The sequence below is a fragment of the Mesorhizobium sp. WSM3860 genome (genome assembly GCF_002294995.1).
GTDB lineage: Bacteria > Pseudomonadota > Alphaproteobacteria > Rhizobiales > Rhizobiaceae > Mesorhizobium.
In genome coordinates this window covers 100287-119349 of sequence record NZ_NSGF01000014.1, presented here as the reverse complement: position 1 = coordinate 119349, position 19063 = coordinate 100287, and the positions used below count along the sequence as shown (strand labels likewise).

Annotated in this window: 17 protein-coding genes; 11 read left to right on the top strand and 6 right to left on the bottom strand. The window is 61.5% G+C overall.

The genetic code is table 11. From position 1 onward, the window contains the following. Positions 1 to 47: 47 nt before the first annotated feature. Positions 48 to 203, bottom strand: coding sequence for a hypothetical protein (locus CK220_RS32005; protein WP_176479154.1), 156 nt, complete (start codon positions 201 to 203; stop codon positions 48 to 50). Here CK220_RS32005 and CK220_RS21475 point away from each other — a divergent pair. The 7 genes from CK220_RS21475 to CK220_RS21445 all read left to right on the top strand — a co-directional run bounded on the left by CK220_RS21475 (position 202) and on the right by CK220_RS21445 (position 6830). Next, positions 202 to 1137 (top strand): DMT family transporter, encoded by a 936-nt coding sequence (locus tag CK220_RS21475; RefSeq protein ID WP_095813451.1) that lies wholly within the window; start codon positions 202 to 204, stop codon positions 1135 to 1137. The two genes, CK220_RS32005 and CK220_RS21475, sit on opposite strands and share 2 nt — an antisense overlap. Positions 1138 to 1167: 30 nt before the next feature. Continuing rightward, positions 1168 to 1890 carry a haloacid dehalogenase type II gene (locus tag CK220_RS21470; RefSeq protein WP_095813450.1) on the top strand — a complete coding sequence of 241 codons (723 nt, stop codon included), beginning with the start codon at positions 1168 to 1170 and terminating at the stop codon, positions 1888 to 1890. Positions 1891 to 2107: 217 nt separating this feature from the next. Beyond that, positions 2108 to 2539 (top strand): hypothetical protein, encoded by a 432-nt coding sequence (locus tag CK220_RS21465; protein WP_095813449.1) that lies wholly within the window; start codon positions 2108 to 2110, stop codon positions 2537 to 2539. A gap of 282 nt (positions 2540 to 2821) precedes the next feature. Next, positions 2822 to 3682 (top strand): ABC transporter permease, encoded by an 861-nt coding sequence (locus CK220_RS21460; protein ID WP_245429332.1) that lies wholly within the window; start codon positions 2822 to 2824, stop codon positions 3680 to 3682. Positions 3683 to 3695: 13 nt separating this feature from the next. After that, positions 3696 to 4538, top strand: coding sequence for an ABC transporter permease (locus tag CK220_RS21455; protein ID WP_095813447.1), 843 nt, complete (start codon positions 3696 to 3698; stop codon positions 4536 to 4538). Then, positions 4535 to 5677, top strand: a complete 1143-nt coding sequence (locus tag CK220_RS21450) for an extracellular solute-binding protein (protein ID WP_095813446.1) — start codon at positions 4535 to 4537, stop codon at positions 5675 to 5677. The genes CK220_RS21455 and CK220_RS21450 overlap by 4 nt, the downstream gene beginning before the upstream one ends. After that, positions 5670 to 6830, top strand: a complete 1161-nt coding sequence (locus CK220_RS21445; protein WP_210201439.1) for an ABC transporter ATP-binding protein — start codon at positions 5670 to 5672, stop codon at positions 6828 to 6830. The genes CK220_RS21450 and CK220_RS21445 overlap by 8 nt, the downstream gene beginning before the upstream one ends. A gap of 38 nt (positions 6831 to 6868) precedes the next feature. On the opposite strand, the gene CK220_RS21440 is transcribed toward CK220_RS21445, so the two are convergent. Then, entirely contained in the window at positions 6869 to 7849 is a 981-nt protein-coding gene (locus CK220_RS21440; protein ID WP_095813444.1) for a GlxA family transcriptional regulator, read from the bottom strand. Positions 7850 to 8048: 199 nt separating this feature from the next. Here CK220_RS21440 and CK220_RS21435 point away from each other — a divergent pair, with 199 nt between their 5' ends. Further along, on the top strand, positions 8049 to 8735 hold the full coding sequence (locus CK220_RS21435) for a GntR family transcriptional regulator (protein ID WP_095813443.1): 687 nt from the start codon (positions 8049 to 8051) through the stop codon (positions 8733 to 8735). 122 nt (positions 8736 to 8857) lie between these two features. Here the strand turns inward: CK220_RS21435 and CK220_RS21430 are convergent, their stop codons facing one another. Next, positions 8858 to 10510: an ABC transporter substrate-binding protein gene (locus CK220_RS21430; RefSeq protein ID WP_095813442.1), complete on the bottom strand. Its 1653-nt coding sequence runs from the start codon at positions 10508 to 10510 to the stop codon at positions 8858 to 8860. 112 nt (positions 10511 to 10622) lie between these two features. Continuing rightward, on the bottom strand, positions 10623 to 12620 hold the full coding sequence (locus tag CK220_RS21425) for an FAD-dependent oxidoreductase (protein ID WP_176479153.1): 1998 nt from the start codon (positions 12618 to 12620) through the stop codon (positions 10623 to 10625). A 137-nt stretch (positions 12621 to 12757) separates the two neighbouring features. Here CK220_RS21425 and CK220_RS21420 point away from each other — a divergent pair, with 137 nt between their 5' ends. Beyond that, a complete protein-coding gene (locus tag CK220_RS21420; RefSeq protein ID WP_141245193.1) occupies positions 12758 to 13759 on the top strand; it encodes a helix-turn-helix domain-containing protein in 1002 nt (333 codons plus the stop codon). Between the two features lie 305 nt (positions 13760 to 14064). Here CK220_RS21420 and CK220_RS21415 read toward each other — a convergent pair whose 3' ends face one another. Then, on the bottom strand, positions 14065 to 15603 hold the full coding sequence (locus CK220_RS21415; RefSeq protein ID WP_095813440.1) for a trimethylamine methyltransferase family protein: 1539 nt from the start codon (positions 15601 to 15603) through the stop codon (positions 14065 to 14067). Between the two features lie 116 nt (positions 15604 to 15719). Further along, positions 15720 to 16670 (bottom strand): LysR substrate-binding domain-containing protein, encoded by a 951-nt coding sequence (locus CK220_RS21410; protein ID WP_095813439.1) that lies wholly within the window; start codon positions 16668 to 16670, stop codon positions 15720 to 15722. Between the two features lie 133 nt (positions 16671 to 16803). Between CK220_RS21410 and CK220_RS21405 the strand changes: the two genes are divergently transcribed. Next, the gene (locus tag CK220_RS21405; RefSeq protein ID WP_095813438.1) at positions 16804 to 18159 is read left to right on the top strand and encodes an FAD-binding oxidoreductase; all 1356 of its coding nucleotides are present in this window, start codon (positions 16804 to 16806) and stop codon (positions 18157 to 18159) included. 20 nt (positions 18160 to 18179) lie between these two features. After that, on the top strand, positions 18180 to 19052 hold the full coding sequence (locus CK220_RS21400; RefSeq protein ID WP_095813437.1) for a dihydrodipicolinate synthase family protein: 873 nt from the start codon (positions 18180 to 18182) through the stop codon (positions 19050 to 19052). Positions 19053 to 19063 lie beyond the last annotated feature (11 nt).

The window sequence follows — 19063 nt, the reverse complement described above, 5'->3', positions numbered from 1 at the left end:
CTTGCAACGAAAGCAACGCCGCCAAACCTCTGCCATGGTGCGGGCTTTCAGGCAAATTCATATGTCATCATTCGTGGCGATTTCATGAGCTTATCGAAATTTGTCATGTGCAAGGCCGTCAGTGTGTCGCCATAAGTCTGCGCCAGACAGCGCTGGCGATCCGCTTCGGGAGCATGGCGCACCGCTCGAACAAAGGCCGCCATGACTCTTCCTAGGAACAAAGCCCATTCGCTTATATGGCCGACCGTGGCGGCAGCCCTGATCCTAAGCTGGAGCTCCGGTTTCGTCGGCATCCGCTACGCCAGCGAGAACGCCGACGTCATGCTGGTCCTGTTCTGGCGGACCTTTTTGTCCGGCCTAGTCCTTCTGCCATTTGCTCTCCTGATCGGGCAGCGCATCAGCGGGCGCGCCTTGGCCCAGCAGCTGGCGTTCGGCGTGGCGACGATGTTCCTCTATCTGGGCGGGTTCGCCCTTGCCATCGGCCAGCGCGTTCCGACCGGCCTTGTCGCGCTCATCTCCGATCTTGTCCCTCTCGCCATCGCTGCGCTGTCGCAGCCCATTCTCGGCCACCGGCTGAGCGCAAGACAATGGCTCGGAACAGGCCTGGGCGTGACGGGCGTTCTTATCGTCTCGCTGGACAGCTTCAGTCTCGGCAAAGCACCGGCCTGGGCCTATGTCCTCACCGTCGCTTCCATGCTGGTGTTCGCCCTGGCCACCGTGGTGCAGAAGCGGATCAGGACGATCGATACGCCCATCCATCAGAGCCTGTGCATTCAATGCCTGACGGCAGCGATCCTCTTTGCCGCCTGCGCCGAATGGAACGGCGGCCTGACGCCGCCTCTCGATGGGCGTTTCCAGTTCGGCATGGCGTGGCTGGTGCTGTTTTCGACCTTCTTCTGCTACGGCGTCTACTACATGAGCCTGCGCCACTACACCGCCGCACAGGTCAGCAGCGTGGTCTATCTCAGCCCGCCGGTGACGATGCTCTGGGCGTGGCTGATCTTCGGCGAAGCGCTGTCGAGAGCGATGTTCGTCGGCCTGGCGGTGACGCTATTCGGTGTCTGGCTGACGTCATCGAGGAGCGCTGCATCGAAGGACGAGGCGCGTTTGAGCTCATGCGAGCAGCCTGCCGGATAATCACGCGACACCAACAGGAAGGGTAATTCCATGAAGCTGACCGATTTCAAGGCCCTGACATTCGACTGCTACGGCACGCTTATCGATTGGGAATCCGGCATGATCGAGGGCCTGAAGCCGCTGACTGAGCGCGCCGGCCGCCGTTTGGGCCGCGACGACATCCTCGAGGCGCACGCCCGGCACGAATCCAGTCAGCAAAAATGGACTCCGGCAAAACGCTACCGCGACCTTCTGCCGATCGTCTACAAGCGGCTTGCCGAGGAATGGGGCGTCACCGTCACCGCAGAGCAATGCACGGCCTATGGCGAAAGCGTGAAGGACTGGCCGGCCTTTGCCGACTCGGCGGAAGCCTTGCGGTATCTGAAGCAGCACTACAAGCTGATCATCCTTTCCAACGTCGACAACAAGAGCTTTTCATTCAGCAACAAAAAGCTCGGCGTCGACTTCGACGCGATATACACGGCGGAGGACATCGGCTCCTACAAACCATCCGCTCGCAACTTCGACTATATGCTCGAAAAGCTAGCGACGATCGGAGTGGAGAAAAGCCAAGTCCTGCACACGGCCGAAAGCATGTTCCATGATCACGCCCCCGCCAATCGCGTCGGCCTGGCATCGTGCTGGATCTATCGCCGTCACGCCGACCAGGGCTTCGGCGCCACGATGCACCCCGGCGACATGCCAAATGTGGATTTCCGCTTCGACAGCATGGCCGACCTCGTCAAGGCGCACAGGCAAGAATTGGGCGCCTGAGGCCGCAGAGGCCGAGGAGGCGCTGACCAGGCCGAGGCGGATGACGAAGATAGGCAGACGACGTCAGGCTGCCTGCGATTTCGTGGCGTCCTCCCGCAACCGGATTCAATCCGCCAGCCTGGAACCAAAAGACCGGCGAGACTGTTCAGCTATACTTTTGATACAACGCTGACGTGCCCTGCCGGTTGGGCAAGCGGCGCTTTTGAGGAGTCTCATCATGTCCAGAATTCGTTCAGCCGCGATTGCGGTCATCGCCGCTGCCGGCGTCAGCCTTGCCAGCGCAGCTCACGCCGACAGCGGCACGATCCGCTTCTCCGTCTACAAGGCGGCCTTCTTCATCGGGGGCTCCGGCGGCGAAGGCACGCTGACCTTCCGTGGTCGCCACTATCCCATCTCGATCGGCGGCATCTCGGGTGGCCTCGCCTTCGGCGCCTCCAAGACCTATTTCAAAGGTACGGTGCGCCACATTCGCCGTGCCCGCGACGTCGCGGGAGTGTACGGCGCGGCGGGCGGCGGCGGCGCGCTCGGCAGAGGGGCGCAGGTGATCGTCATGACCAATGACAAGGGCGCCGAACTCCAGCTCACAGGCCGGCAGGTAGGCCTGCAGGTCAACGCCGATCTCAGCGGCATGACCATCGGGCTGAAATAAGGGGCGGACCACGGCCATTCGGTCCGCCAATGGGCGCGAAGCTCGTCCAGTTGAACCGAGTATGGGGTAGGATGGAGAGGGGCAGATATCGGGCCCTCTCCCTTATTTGCCCGGGTGTTTGGGCGGAGGCACGGCGCGACGCAATCGCCATTACGCGAATGTCTCTGGCTCAATCGCCACCTGTAGACATCGCGCTCCCAATCACCCAATCTGACCCCCGGGAACAAGAAGCGCTTCAGAGAAAGCGCGGACCTTCGGGTGCGCATGAAAAATCGATGGACCTTGTATGATCCACGGCTGGCCTGGATGCTGATCGCTCCGGTGCTGCTGCTCTTGATCTTCTTCCTGGTGCTGCCGATCGCCGTGATGGCGGCCTATACCTTCTTCACCTTCGTCACCGCCGGCGTGGAGACCAGCCAGCTCACGAGCGCCAACTGGCACGAATTCCTCACCGACAGCTACTATCACGGCTTCCTACTGAAAACGCTGCGGGTCGGCGCCATCACCGCCCTGCTCTGCGGCGTGCTCGGCTATTTTCCGGCCTATTTCATCTGGGCGACCAGCTTCAAGCACAAGTGGCTGCTGCTTCTCCTGCTCATCGTGCCGTTCTGGATCAGCTTCACCATCCGCACCTTTTCCTGGATCAACATCCTCGGCGAACAGGGCGTCATCAACGTGGCGCTCATAAAAATGGGCATTATCAGCGAGCCGCTGCCGATGCTCTATACCGAGGGCGCGGTGATCATGGGGCTGCTGCACTTCCTGCTGCCCTACATGATCCTCAACGTCTATGTCAGCCTGGAGAGCATCGACCGCACGCTGATTGCGGCGGCCCGCTCGATGGGCTGCACCAGCGCACAGGCGTTCCGCGAGGTCACGCTGCCGCTCTCGCTGCCCGGCCTCGCGGCCGGCCTGCTGCTCTGCTTCGTGCTCGCCGCCGGCAGCTATGTGACGCCGCAGCTTCTGGGCTCGGGGCGCGACGCGCTGTTCGGCAATCTGATCTACGACACCATCATGAGCGAGTTGAACTGGCCGATGGGCGCCACGCTTTCGATCGTGCTGTTCGTCGTGCTCGGTTTCTTCGCCGCCATCTACACCCGCTACATGGGCATGTCGCAGATCGTCAAAGGCCTTGGGGGATGAGGGGATTGGGCGGATGAAGCCTGCACGCCGGAAAGAGGAAGGCAGATGGGCCTGGCGGCTGACCGGCTTCGTCACTTTATGCGTCTACATCTTCATGTTCGCGCCGATTGCGGCGACCGTCATCCTGTCGTTCAACGCCTCGATGTTCGGCGGCTTCCCGATGACCGGCTTTTCGCTGCAATGGTACGGCAAGCTGATGGCCAATGAGGCGGTGCTGGCCGCGTTCCGCACGTCGCTGTGGATCGCCCTGGTCACTGCGGCCGCCACCACCGCGATCGGCGTCGTCACGTCGTTCGCGCTGGTGCGTTTCGACTTCCCCGGCAAGCAGGTGCTGAGCACGCTGGTGATCCTGCCGGCGCTTGTGCCGGAAACCATTCTGGGCGTCGGCCTCCTGGTGCTGATCAAGGCAGTCGACCAGCCGCGTACGCTTCTCCTCCTGGTGCTCGGCCATATCCTGCTCGCCGTGCCCTATGTGGTGCTGATTACCCAGGCGCGCATGGTCGGCATCCGGCGCGTCTATGAGGAGGCCGCGCTTTCGCTCGGCGCCTCGCGCTTCTCGTCCTTCCGCGAGATCACGCTGCCGCTGCTCATCCCGGCGGTCGTTGCCGGCGCGCTGCTCGCCTTCACCATCTCGTTCGACAACACTTCCGCCAGCCTGTTCTGGCGGCCGGCCGGCGTGGAGACCATGCCCACCCAAATCCTTTCGATGCTGAAGATTTCGATCAGCCCGGAGATCAATGCACTCGGCACGGTCATGATCCTGGTGACCGTCGGCATCCCGCTGATCGGCGGCGTTGTCATGCAAAGCCTGACAAGACTGAGAAGACGAGGCGAACCAAAGGAGGAAGCACGATGAAACTATCCACCACCAGGCGGCTGGAACGGCTGCACGACCGCTACGTGAACGGCGACTTGAGCCGCCGCACGTTTCTGAGCCTGACCGCTGCCGCTGCGGCCTCGGCCGGCCTCTCCATGCCGTGGATGAGCCGCGCGCTCGCGGCAGTCGAGCAGGTGCGCTTCGACGGCTGGGGCGGAACGGTGCAGGAGGCGATCGACAAATACGCCTTCCAGCCCTACACGGCCAAGACCAAGATCAAGGTGGTCCAGGGCACGTTCGGCGACGAGAACGAGATCATCACCAAGATCAAGACGGCGAAGCCCGGCGACTTCCAGATCGTGCATTCGTCCGGCGTCAACTACTACATCAAATATGTGAATGCCGGCATGAACTCGGAGATCAACGAGGCCAACATTCCCAACATGGCGAATGTGCTGCAGCCGATGATCGAGCCGTTCCGCAAGCTGACGCCAAAGCTCTCGGCCGTGCCTTACGACTACGGCACCACCGGCATCGCCTACAACACCAAGGTGATCTCGCCGGAGGAAGCGAAGGAAAAGGGTGCCGGCCTGCTGCTCGACAAGAAATACGCCGGCAAGGTCGGCGGCTATGCCGACATGACCACGCGCGTCTGGTACGCGGCTTTGGCCACCGGACAGGATCCCAACAACATCAAGGACATGGACACGATATGGGCCAAGGTGCGCGAGACGCGCGACCTCGCCAAAAAATTCTGGAGCTCCGGCGCGGAGCTGATGGACCTGTTGTCCAAGGGCGAGATCGTGGTGACCGACGCCTGGTCGGGCCGCGTCGCCGCTTTGCAGGATCAGGGCCATCCGATCGGCTATCTGGATCCGGCGGGCTCCTATGCCTGGATGGAGGATATGCTGATCCTGAAAGGCTCGCCGATGACCGAATGCGAAGAGCTGATCAACTTCATGCTCGACCCGGCAACCTCGATCGCGGTGGCCGAGGGCCAGAGCTACCCGCCATCGCTCGACCCGACCAAGGTCAAGCTCAGCGAGAAGATCGAGAAGCTGCCGGCTTTCGACAAGACCGGCTCGATGAAGGCGCTGACCTTCGCCGATCCGGTCTACTGGGCGACCAACGAGGACGCCTGGACCAAGCAGTGGGACAGGATCGCGAAAGGTGCCTGACAGAAGCGAAGCGTCACTCAGCCCCCGGCCGGTCTCGGCCGGGGCACCCGGGACCGTCCCCAACATGGATGCGGGGCAGCCGGCGGTCGAGTTCCGCGATATCGACATCGCCTACGGCAAGTTCGTCGCGGTGCGCGACTTCTCGCTGTCGATCCGCAAGGGCAGCTTCGTCACGCTGCTCGGGCCGTCGGGCTGCGGCAAGACGACGATCCTGCGCTCCATCGCCGGCCTGGTCGACATTTCGGGCGGCCAGATCATGATCGATGGGCGGCGGGTCGACGACGTGCCGATCTACAAGCGCAACATCGGCCTGGTGTTCCAGAGCTACGCGCTGTTCCCGCACAAAAGCGTGTTCGACAATGTCGCCTTCGGCCTGAAATATCGCAGCGTGCCGAAGCCCGAGATCGCGCGCAGGGTCGGCCAGGCGCTCGACATGGTGCGGCTGCCGGGCAGCGAGAAGAAACTGCCCTCGCAATTGTCGGGCGGGCAGCAGCAACGCATCGCGCTGGCGCGGGCCATCGTCTTCGAGCCGCAGGTGCTGCTGCTCGACGAGCCGTTGTCGGCGCTCGACGCCAACATGCGCGAGGAGATGCGCGTCGAGATCAAGAAGATCCAGAAGGCAACCGGCATCACCGCCATCTTCGTCACACACGACCAGGAAGAAGCGCTCTCCATGTCGGACCGCATCGTGGTGATGAACGGCGGCTCGGTCGAGCAGATCGGCGCGCCGGAGGAGGTCTATGAGCGGCCCGCCACCGCCTTCGTCGCCGATTTCCTTGGCAAGGCCAACATGCTTGCCGGCACCGTCAGCAAATCCGACGGGACGACGGCGGTCGCGCTCGCCGCTGGCCAGACGGTCAATGTGACATCGCCGCGGCCGCTTAAGCCCGGCAGCAGGGTCACCGTGGTGGTCCGGCCGCAGAAACTGTCGGTCGGTCCTGCAGGAGGCGCCAACCGGCTCTCCGGCCGCGTCGTCTCGACCTCGTATCTCGGCGGCAGCGCCATCTACGAAATCGACATCGGCGGCAAGACGAGCATCCGTGCCAACGCGCCGATCAACGGCCGCATCGTCCGAGAGGGCGAGACCATCGAGGTCGGGTTCGATCCGAGCAGCTGTGTTTTGCTCGACGAGAACGGGCAGCGAATTTCGTAAGGTACCATGCCCCTCGTCCGCATCCGGCCTTCAGGAATTCACTGCTTCGCCGCTTGAGCAGCCAAGCGGCCGGGATGCCTGAGATTGGTCGGCGTGATGCCGGTGTGCTGGCGGAATACCCGGCTGAAGTGCCCGGCATTTTCGAAGCCGCATCTGTAGGCGATGTCGCCTATCTGCAGGTCGCTGCCTTCCAGCAGCGACTTGGCGTAGTGAACCCTGAGCGCCAGGTACGCGGCCATCGGGCTCGTGCCCAGCTCGGTCGCGAAAAGACGCTCGAGTTGGCGCCTGGAGCAATTCAACCGGCTTGCGATCTCGGTGACCGATATCTTTTCCTGCAGGCTGCTTTCCATCAGCAGCAAGGCTCGCTTCACCGCACGGCTCGACGCTTCGGGAAACAGGTCGCCGACGGGCTGCACGTCCCGGATGTTGCGGATGCGATCGAGCACAAGGATCTTGGCGGCCTTTTCCGCCGCCTTCTGACCGATGAATTGCGACACGAAATAGCCGGCGAGGTCGGCAGCACCCGTGCCGCCGGCGCATGTCGCGCGGCCGCGGTCGACGGAATAGAGGCTGTCGGCATGCGCATTCACATCGGGGAATTCGGCGCGGAAATCCTTGATGTGGAACCAGCTGACGGCGGCGCTGTAGCCGTCCAGCAAGCCGTAGCGCGCCAGCACGAAGCTTCCCGTGCACAGCGCGGTTATCGGCACGCCCTTGTCGGCGGCCCGGACAAGGAAGGCCTCCTTTTCAGCGCTGAGGTTGCGGTTGGTGTCGAGCAGGCCGCCGACCACGACGACGTTGTCGAAATCCTCCGGATTGCCGATCGCCCTGGTCGGCAATAGCTCGACGCCGCAGCTCGCCCTGATCGGCAAGCCGCGCTCGCCGACGATCTGCCAGTCGAACTCTACCCTGCGGCTGCGATCGCCCTCGTCGCCGGCCAGGCGCAGCGTGTCGATGAACAGCGACAGCGGCGACAAAGTGAAATCGCGCACCAGGAGAAACGCAAACTTCTTGGCCATGCTTTGCCGACCCTCGCGTTATCCGAAGCTCATTCAGACAAGATCGCCGTCCTGGCTGTCATTTGGGCGAGCCACCGATCCATCCGGTCATATATTGTGTACCAAGAAAATACAATCCGTTGACTCACTTGCATGTGCATGCGACTCTTCCAACCGTGCCGGATATGTCGATTGGCAGAGATGATTCCGAAGGTGCGCCATGAAGGGAAGCAAGGGCAGTCTCTACGACGATCTGAAGCGTCGCATCCTGACAATGGAGCTCGATCCCGACGAGGATCTGGACGAAGTGGCGCTGAGCGAGCGCTATGGCCTGTCGCGGACCCCGGTCAGGGAAATCTTCCGCCGGCTGGAAGGCGAAGGTTATATTGAAATCCGCGCGAACCGGGGCGCCAGGGTCGTTCCGATGAACCATTCGACCCTTCGGCAATTCTTCCTGGTCGCTCCGATGGTCTACGCCGCCATCGGCCGGCTGGCCGTGCAGAATTTCAAGCCTTCGCAGATGGTTGACCTGAAGGACACGCAGGAGCGTTTCCGTGCCGCGAGCAAGTCGGGCGACGCGCTTTCCATGGTGGTCGAGAACAACAGGTTTCACGAGATCATCGGCGAGATGTCCGCCAACGCCTATCTTCAGCCAAGCCTCGGCAGGCTGCTGATCGACCACGCCCGCATCGGCCACACCTTCTTTCGCCCGCGCAATGACGACATGCGCAAGCGGCTGCAGACGGCGGTCGAACACCATGACGGCTTCATCTCAGCCATCGGCGCGCATAATGAGGACGCCGTCGTCGACCTGGTGTTCGAGCACTGGGAACTGTCGCGCGAGAACATGGAAATGTTCATCGCACCCCAGGGTATGAAGGCGGACGCCCTGGTCGGCGATAACTGACGGCCGCTTAGGAAAGCGCTTGCGGCCGAGACAAGAACGCCGGCTGACGAGCCCGGTGCCGGCAGCGAAACCTCCCTCTCAAGAAGCAGATTCCGCGGCCGCCACCTCGGGGCACCGATCGGTCAGGCCTGTTCCAGCCAGACCGTTTGCAGATCCATCTGGAACGTCGGGTGAATGGAGTAGTTCTTCACCTTCTTGCTCATGTGATTGTAGAGCTTCTGCCAATAAGGCTGGATGATGATCCCCGAGTCCAGAATGATGGTCTCGATATCCTTCATCACCTCACGCCGCTTTTCGGGCGCGCTCACCGACAAGGCCTCCTTGAGCTTCTTGTCGAACTCCGGATTGGAGTAGCCCGTCTCGTTCCAGGCCTCGCCCGTGCGAAACGCCAGCGCCAGAACCTGGACGCCCAGGGGACGCATGTACCAGACGGTCAGAGAGTAAGGGTACTTCGTCCAGTCGTTCCAGAAGGTCGAGCCGGGCATCACCGTGCGCTTGACCTTGATGCCCGCGTCGCGAAGCTGAGCGGCGATCGCATCCCCCGTGCTCTTGTTCCAGTCATCGTCGACGGTGATCAATTCGTGCTCGAAATCCGCCTGGCCCGCCTCCGCCATGAGTTTTTTCGCTCCTGCCGGGTCGCGCGCTTTCTTGGCCAAGGGATAGTATTCGGGGTGAATTGGGCTGACAAAATGATTCTCGCCCACCGTGCCGCGCCCCGCATAGCCGAGTTGAAGCACGACGTTATTGTCGACCGCCATCTGGAGAGCGTTGCGCACACGCTGGTCGTCATAGGGCTTTTGCGTGACATTGGTACGGGCAACCAGTGTGGTCGCGGTCTGGATCTCCGTCTGGTGAAGCCCAATCTTGTCTAGGATCTCGACGTAGTCCGCTCCGGTCTCATTGTTGAGATCAACCTCGCCGGCCTCAAAGGCGCTTACCATCGCGGCTGGATCGGTTCCGTAGTCGATGAACTCGATCCCATCCAGCAACGCCTCGCCACCCCACCACTTGCCGTTCTCGCGCCGCTTAACGACGGCCTTTTGGCCGACGTCGTAGGAGACGAGCTCGAACGCACCGGTCCCGATCGGCTTCGTGACCGGATTGGCGCCGTCGGCGTCAAAATTCCGGTGCACGATCAGGCCCGGATAGTCGGTGATATTGGCGATGATGGCGATGTCCGGGTCGCTCGGCGAAAGCTTGACGGTGTAGTCATCGACCTTGGTAACGGCGCCCTCGCGCACCTTGCCGGTCTTCGGGTCGACAAGGCTGTTGACCCGTGCCGCCATGGAATTGCCCGGCGCGTTCTTGTCGCACCAGCGGCTGAAGTTGTAGACGACATCGTCGGCGTTGAAGGTGTCGCCGTTGTTCCAGGTTACGCCTTTGCGGACATGGAGCAGATATTCGGTGGCGTCGCCGTTGACCTCCCAGCTCTCCAGAAGAACCGGCTCGAAGGTGAATTCGCGGGTATACCTGACCAGCGGCTCCAGCCAGGTGCGGCTGATATTGGCCATCTCGACCCAATCATAGGTCCGCGGATCCTTCTGTTGCTTCACGACCATGGCGACGCGAAGCGTTCCGCCCTTCTTGCCTTCCTCGGCGAGCGCCGGTGTCGGCGCGGCCAGGCCGACCATGCCGTAAGCGACCGCGGTCGATGCGCCGAACGCACTGGCAATCGCGAGGAATTCGCGCCGGTCCATGAGGCCCTCACGAGCGTCCTTGGCCATGCGCGTTATCGCTTTTGGTACGCGGGTTCCTCCGCTTTTGAAAAACTTCATTTCGAATGCTCCCTGTTGACGGTTTTTGTCTCTCACGCGTTGCCCAGCCAGTTCGATGCGTCGCTGGCCGAAGAGGGGCGACTGCTGGCGTTGTCCGGCCGTTGGCTGCGGCCTAGATGGATTGGCCAAGCACCCTCCCCTCGTAGATTGCAGCCACTGCGAGCCGCGGCGCCAAGGCGTCGCCGATGATCTTCGGCTTCAGCGCAGGTGCCAGATCTTCGAGATCATCCAGCACCCACGTGTCCGAGACGTTGGTGGTCGCAAGGATCAGTGTGTCGGCGCTGATGACGGTTTCGGCGCCGTCGAGGTGGCACCTGACCGTCGCGCGGTCGCCATGCCATTCCTTGACTACGGAGTCGGTTATCCAGTCGCCGCCGGCGCTCCTGAGCTTGGCCCGCGCCACGCCGTCGCTTTCCGTCCGCTGCAGGTAACGTCCGAGCACCGGCCAGGAGGTGACGACTGTGACGCGATGGCCAGACGCCGCGATTTCGAGAGCGGTGCCGAGACCCCGCCAATCACCGGTGTCATCGATGAGGAGCACATGGTCGCCCAGCCGTGCCGTCCGGGTCATGACGTCCTCGACGGACCAGACGTTGGGCAAGTCCACACCCGGAAGGCGGTCCTGCCCAGGCAGTCCACGCTGGAAACCGGTTCCTGCTGGCTGCGAGCCCGTCGCAATGACGATTTCCTCGAAGTCGCGGCTGGCAATCTCCCCAGCATCGAGCGGGGTATTGAACAAAACGGTCACGCCCAGTCCGGTCAACTGTCGTTCGTACCAGTCGATCAGCTCCAGGATTTGAGACCGGCGAGGCTGCAAGCCCGCAAGCCTGAACTGCCCGCCGAGTTGAGAGCCGGCCTCCGCGAGCGTCACGCTGTGACCTCGCTCGGCGGCGACGCGAGCCGCTTCAAGACCGGCCGGGCCGCCTCCCACCACCAGCACACGCTTCGGCGACTCGGCCGGGCCGAAGCGATCGCCGCTCCACTCGAATTCGCGGCCGGCCGAAGGATTGACGAGGCACGAGATCCAATAGTCTCTCGACCGCCTTCCCCAGCACATCTGGTTGCACGAGATGCAGCCGCGAATGTCGGCGTCCCTGCCGCTCTCCACCTTTCTCACCCAATAGGGATCGGCGATCTGTCCGCGAACGATGCTGATCATGTCCGCCTGCCGCGACGAGATGACCTCGTTGGCATTCTCTGGCGTCCGGATATGGCTTTCCGCCTGGACGCGGGTGTGTTTGCAGACTTGTTTCAGCGCCTCGGCGTTGGGAGCGCCAAGCTTGTCGGCAAACAGGAAGGTCGGCATCACCGAGGAGTGGTCGAAATAGCTGCCCGTGCCGCAACTGATGTAATCGATCAGCGCCCGCGTATCGTGATACGCGGCGATCTCCTGGAGCAGTCCCGTGTTCATCCCCACGTCGACAGAGGTATCGATGCTCGAGGCGAGGCCGATAATGAACTCTTCACCGACGGCCGCACGAATGCGCGAGGTGATCTCGGTCGAGAATCGCATCCTGTTTTCGAACGAGCCGCCCCAGCGGTCGTCGCGCCGGTTCGACCATGGAAGCCAAAACTGTTCGATGAGCGAATTGTAGGGGCCGAATAATTCCACACCATCGAAACCGCATTCCCTGGCTCGGACAGCGGCGCCAACGAAGCTCTCGATGATCTCCTCGATCTCTGCTTGCCGCATCCGATGGCTACCGTCTCCATCGTGGTAAGACGGCAGCCCGGATGGAGACCAGTTGGCCGAGTAGGAATTGTCGTAATCCCCATGCTGGCCGACATGGTAAAGCTGGTGAACCATCACCGCGCCTTCGGCCTTGCATGCATCGGTGATGGCCCTGAAACCGGGGATCACCGCATCGTCGTCGTGACGGAAATTGCCGCGCGTCAGCCGAGCCGTGCGATGGACCGGCATAGGCTCGACCACGATCATGGCCGCGCCTCCCCTGGCTCGCTCCAGGTAGTAGCCCAGGTGCCGCGCTCCAGGCAGACCGTCCTCGGCCATGTTGGCCGTGTGAGCCCCGAAATTGATCCGGTTGCGCAGCGTCTTGTGGCGCAGTTGAAGCGGCTCGAGGATTTTCGGGAAAGCCGGCTTCAGCGTCATCTTTGGTTTCCGCGCCGTGAGCGCTCACCTGATTGGGATGACCGAACATTAGCGGTTCGCGAAATTCACGAATTGCGATTTCGATACGTTTTTCATAAGAATTGGAGCAGGCTATCGTAAGCGAGAAGGAGCTTGCCTTGACACCCGCGCTGAAAGCGCCGGATCGCGTAGGACTTCCCTACCTGAAGATCGGCATCATCCTTTGTCCGAGCTTCACGCTGACGCCGATGGCGAGCTTCGTGGATGCGCTTCGGCTGGCCGCCGACAGGGAGGATCAGAGCCGGCAGGTCTATTTCGCGTGGGATTTCATTTCGGCAGGGCAGCATCCGGTGCGCGCGAGCTGCGGCCTCGAGATGGTGCCGAACGGAAATCTGGACGATCCAGGCGCGTATGACTGCCTGGCCGTGTGCGGCGGGCTCCTGCGGGATATGAAAGACATCGCGGCGGGGACGTATGATTATCTGCAGGCCGCGAGCAAGCGCGGCATTCCCATGGTCGGTTTATGCACAGGCAGCTTCGTGCTGGCGCAGGCCGGCCTTCTCAAGCATCGGGAATGCGCTTTGCACTTCGACACTCTGGGCGAGTTCGTGGACAGGTTTCAGGATGTCAGCCCGATCACCAGCCAAAACTATGTCATCGACGGCAACATAGTCACTTGCCCGGGGAGCGTCGTGGCCATCGAGGTCGCGGCGTTCCTCATTGCCCACTACAGCAATGCCGGCAGGGCTCAAAAGGCCCTCAACTATCTTCTCTTCAAACCCGAGGAGCCTCGGATTGTCCTCAGGACGAAACCTTACGAGGAGGCGCTCGGGGCGGCGTCGCGGCTGACCGTGGAGGCCGTGAAAGTGATGGAAACGCGGATCGATGCGCCGTGCTCGATCGACGAGCTCGCGCGCTCCCTGAACACCTCCAAGGCGCGCCTGAACCGGGCCTTCCTGGCCGATCTCCAATCCGCACCAGCCGTATTCTGGCGTCGGATACGCCTGCTCGCGGCGCGCGAGCTCCTGGCCAGCCGGCGGCGAAGCGTCACCGAGATCGCCTATGAAACCGGGTTCAGCGACAGCGCACATTTCTGCAGCACCTTCAAGAAGCACTTTTCGATGACGCCCAAGCAGTTCAGGCGGATCGGAAAGCCGTGATGCGGCCGGCCGAGAGACAGGCGGCCGCCAAGCAAGCTTTCGCCGTTCATCGAGCCTATGATCCGGTCCGGCGGCGGTCGCACAGCTCGGAGAGTCAATCGCGTTCCACGCGAAGCTCTTTCGACTGGGACATGAGCCAATCCACGAGCTCGCGCCATTTTCGGCCTTGGCCCGCACGATCGTTGGTCAGCAGAAAAAAGGCCCTGTCGGTTCTTATTTCCGACGGCAACGGGCGCAGGAGAAGCTTGTTTGCGAGAAGATATTGGGCCGTCAGCGACCAATCGAACGCGATCCCCTCGCCGCGACTAGGCGATGCTCGGTGAAATCTCCTCCTGACGTTTCGCGACAAAGGCGTCGAGCTCCTCGCGTACCGCAGGGTCCATCGAAGGCTGTTCATAGCTCGCGATGATCGCCTTCGCTTTGTCGCGGCAACGTTGCGCCATGTCCTTCGATCCCTGTACCTTCCACTGCTCGTAGCTGAGGTAGTCGAGGATTTCGGGTGCGATGAAGGCGTCCTTGAAACGTTTTAGGGTGAATGAGTCGCCGAGATAGTGCCCCCCGGGGCCGATGCGCCGCACGGCTTCGAGCGCGTCGTCGAAATGATCGAAAGTTATGCCTTGAGCGTACTTCTCGATCAGCAAATTCTGCTCGGCGTCGGCGACGAACTTGGCCATGCAGCAGACCAGCCCTGCCTCATCCCAGCCGCCCGCATGCATCATCAAATTTGCGTTGGCGCTGGCGCCTGACATATAGGCGACCGCCGATTCATAGCCCGATTGCGCATCGAAAGTCTTGGCCGAGGACTGGGACGCGGTGGTTCGCCACGGCACGCCGTACCGCCTCGCCAACTGGCCGATCACCGCGTTGATCAGCGTGACCTCCGGCATGCCAGACATCGGGGCTCCGCTACGCATCGACACAGAAACCGAGTATTGCCCGTAGATCATCTTGGCGCCGGGCTTGACCAGTTGAGTGTATGCGAGGGCGGCGAGCGCCTCTGCATTCAACTGTGCGATGGTGGCTGGAATGTCCGCCGGAGTGTTGGCCGCACCAAGCACGAAGGGGGAAAGCAGCACCACCTGGTTCGCTTCGACGAAAGCGCGCAGGCCTTCGAGCATCGTCGCGTCCCAGACGAGCGGCGAGTTTCCCGAGACGTGTCCGATCATCACAGCGTTGTCGTCCATGAACGCCTTGCCGTGGACGATGCGACCCATCGCTATCGAGTCCTCGGCGCGCTGCTGCCCGGTTGTGAGACCGAAGAATGGCATGTTGGTCTCGACCAGGCTCGAGTGATTGATATGCAAGTGGCGCCATGGCACCGCTATATCGGTCGGCTCGCAGGTGAAGCCGCCGGCGATATGAAAACCGGGAAGCATCTGCGTCAGCCGATTCATGTTCCGCAGATCTTCGATCGTGGAGGCGCGTCTGACACCTTGGAGGTCACGGATGTTCGGAGCGCCCTGCATGGCTCCGAATGTCATCGTGTCGGGCGCGATAGTGAAGCGCTGCGACGGATCCCGAGACGTCATTTCGAAGCTTGACGGAGCCTTGGAGAGAAGGTCCATGACCATGTCGCCCCCTAGGCGCACGCGGTGGTCACGGACATCGGCGCCGGCATCCTTCCATTGCCGGATGGCGGTCTCGTCGCGAAATTCGATGCCGATTTCACGCAGGATGGCCAGCGAAGCCTGGTGGATCCGTTCGAGCTGCTCGGCGCTGACCGCCTCTACCGGTTTGATGCCGTACTTGATGGTCGAAACGCGAGGCCTCTTTTCCATCTCCCGTGCAGCAACGACCGAAGATCGCCCTCCGCGGCGCCGGACTACCGGAGCATCAGTATCCATTCTCGTAGCTTCCCTGGGCGGGGCGCAGAAGCGGCCCTCAATTCATGGGAAGGAATGATAGGGGTGGGAACTGGTTGTGAGAATGCGCAAAAGTTTGCGTTGGCCTTAAACCCAATTTATGTCTGGGAGGGATATTCGATTGCCTGCGGCAGCTTGTCCCCGGTGCGAAGTTCGCGCGATTGCGCCAGGAACCAGTCGACCAGGACCTTGCACCGTTTGTTCCTCGTGGCATCATCGCTAGAAAGCAGGAAAAAAGCTCTGTCGGTCTGAATCGTCTTTTCGATCGGGCGAACGAGAAGACGCCTGTTTAGGAGGTGCTGGGCCGTCAAAGACCAGCCCAGCGATATCCCTTCGCCAGCGAGGGCCGCTTGCAGCGTGAGCTGATAGTCGTTGAAAACTATGTCTTCCTTGATCTCACTACCGATGCCGCCGGCAAGCTCGACCCACTCGGCCCAGCTCATTCGCTTGCGAAAAGCGTCCGAGGAGTGGATCAGCTTGTGATGGGTCAAGTCGTCGACTGTGGTGGGAGCGGGATGCGATAGCAGGTATCCTGGAGAGCAGACTGGGAACACGATCTCATCGCATACGAACCAGCTGTTGCTTCGCTCGAAATCGCGGGGCCGAACCCACACCGTGACGTCGACTTCATGGTCGGGCTCGATGTCACGGTCGGTTGCCACCACCTTGATTCTGACGTCGGGATGCACTTCTTGGAAATGATAGAGCTGCGGCGCCAGCCAGTGAGCGGCAAGCGACGTGGATGCGGCGAAGGTGATATATTTGGTGCCCCCGTCCGATATCGCCTCCAGCCTCTGCTCCAGTCGACGAAAGCTGGTTCGAACCTCGTCATAGAGTTGCCGCCCAGCCTCGGTCAGCTGCACGCCCCGATTGTCTCGCGCGAAGAGCGCGGTACCGCAGTGCCTCTCGAATGTTTTGATCGTGTGAGAGACGCTAGGCTGGGTGACGTTCAATTCAGCAGCCGCGCTTTTGAAACTCAACGTGCGAGCGGCTGCTTCAAAAACAAACAGGGAATGTGTGGACGGAACTAGGCTTCTGAGCTTCGACATGAAGCTGATTGATATCAGACGCTATCTTTTTCGTCTACGAGATGAGCGCTGGCTAGGCTATTCGAATGGCGATCCAAAGCGAGCTTGAGCGGACCGTACAAGCTCAGGTCCTCTCATTCGTCGCGAGCTGCTCATGAATTCACTCAATCGGACAGTGTTGAAGGAACGCAGGGTCGTCGAGTTGCCCAATCCGGAACCGACCGATTCCGGGTGGTACTTGGCATCAGGCCCCGAACTCCCACTTGTCCCGCAAAAGGGCGATACAGTCTGTGACTGTCTCGTCATTGGCGGCGGCTGGATGGGGCTTCATGCGGCGCGCCGCTTTGCGGAACTCAACCCTGATGCCTCCGTGATCTTGGTTGACGCTGGCCGCATCGGCAACAACGCGTCAGGGCGATGCATGGGATTCGTTATCGACCTTGCCCACAACCCTCGCAAGCAGGACTTCGTCGAAGACATCAAGGGCAACAAGGAGGAACTGTTCGTCAACCTCGACGGCATCGCCTACATCCGAAGCGCCATTGAGGACCACGGCGTCGACTGCGACTGGGATCCGCAGGGCAAGTACCATAGTGCTGCCACTGCCCACGGTGTAGAGGACCTACGACGCTTTTCCGAAGCCCTTGACGTGCTCGGACAAAGGTACAGCTGGACCGAGCGCGAGGAAATTCGCGCGATCACCGGCAGCAGGCATTACATCAAGGCGATACACCATCCCGGCACGATACTTGTCCAGCCGGCCAAGTATATGAAGAGCGCTACAAAACGACTGCCGGCAAACGTGACGGTGCACGAGAATACCCCAATTACGGCGGTGCAGTTTGGCACTCCGAAGCACGTCTGCGAGACCCTTACCGGCACGATAAGAGCCTCGAAGGTAATTATCTGCGCCTCGGGTTATCTCACGAAGTTCGGCTTTTTCGAAAACCGCGCAATACCGCTCTACACCTTCGCGAGCATGACCAGGCAACTAACCGAGCGGGAGCTTTCGCTAGTCGGCAACAAAGAGGCTTACGGACTGATACCGGCGAACAGCTTCGGAACGACGGTACGGCGCACCAGCGACAACAGGCTCTTCCTGCGGAACGTCTACGCCTACGCGCGTGATTTCAAGACGACCGCGAAGGACGTCGAAAGGGCCCGAATTCAACAGCAGGTGGCGTTCGAGCGTCGCTGGCCCGAACTTTCGCACATCGGTTTCGAGGCCAGTTGGGGCGGTCTCCTGACGCTGGCGCAAAACGGCGGCATGGTCTTCGGCGAGTTGGGAGAGAACGTCTATGGAGCCGCTTTCTGCAACGGAACGGGCGTGGCCAGGGGCGCCGCGTTCGGAAAGGCGGTTGCCGAAGTCGCTGCCGGTCTTTCATCGCCGGTGATCGAGATTCTGAAAGGCCGGGCCCAGCCAAGCAGACCCTATCCAAGACTGATCACCGCCATGGGAGTCCGCCTCGTGACGGCGCTTCGCTTCAAGCAGGCGGGCGCAGAGGTTTAGTCAAATCGAAGAGGAATGGAATGAGCGACCTGAAGGGCATTAATCTGGCGATGCAGACTCCATTCGACGAGGATGGAGCGATCGACTTCGCGATCTTCGAAGAACTGGTCGAAAAGTATGTTGCCGCCGGCGTGCACGGCCTGGTGCTGGGATCCGGCACCGGACAGCACCCCTACCTGACCGAAAGCGAATGCAACCGTCTCTATGAGGTTGGCGTCAAGCTCGTGGCCGGCCGATGCAATGTGATTTGCCAAAGCTCCGCGCTCAACGTGGAGGAGGTGATCCGGCGGTCTCGGCAAGCCGAGTGCGTCGGGGCGAACGCCCTGATGATCCTGCCGCCCTACTTCGAGGGTCCATCCGACGAGCAGGGCATTTTCAGCTTCTACGAGGAAATCGATGCGGCTGTCGGCATCGACATCGTCGGCTACAACATTCCGCAGGCGACCGGGATTTCGGTATCGGCGGGGCTTTTCGACCGCCTCAGCGGGCTCAAGAACTTCAGATACATCAAAGACAGCGCCGGCGACTTCACCGTGCACCAGGAGTTCCTGCGCACGCGAGGCGCTGTCCTCAACGGCTGCGACACGACCACGCTTTACGCGCTCTTGGCCGGTGCTCGCGGCGTGATCTGGGGGGCAGCCAATTACATGCCCTACGAAGCAGTCAGATTGTACGAGCTGGTGACCGCCAGACAGTATGACGAGGCGTTCCAGCTTTGGCAGCGGGTGCTGCCGTCGCTGCTTTTCATCTGGCGAGGGCCATACACACCATCGGTGCTGAGGGCAGCGCAGCTGCGCGGCTTCGGCACCGGAAACGTCCGCAAGCCGCTAAGGAGGCTCTCGTCCGAGCAAGAGGCGGCTCTGCGGCATTCGCTCGGGCCTCTGCTTGGCTGAGGTCCTATCAT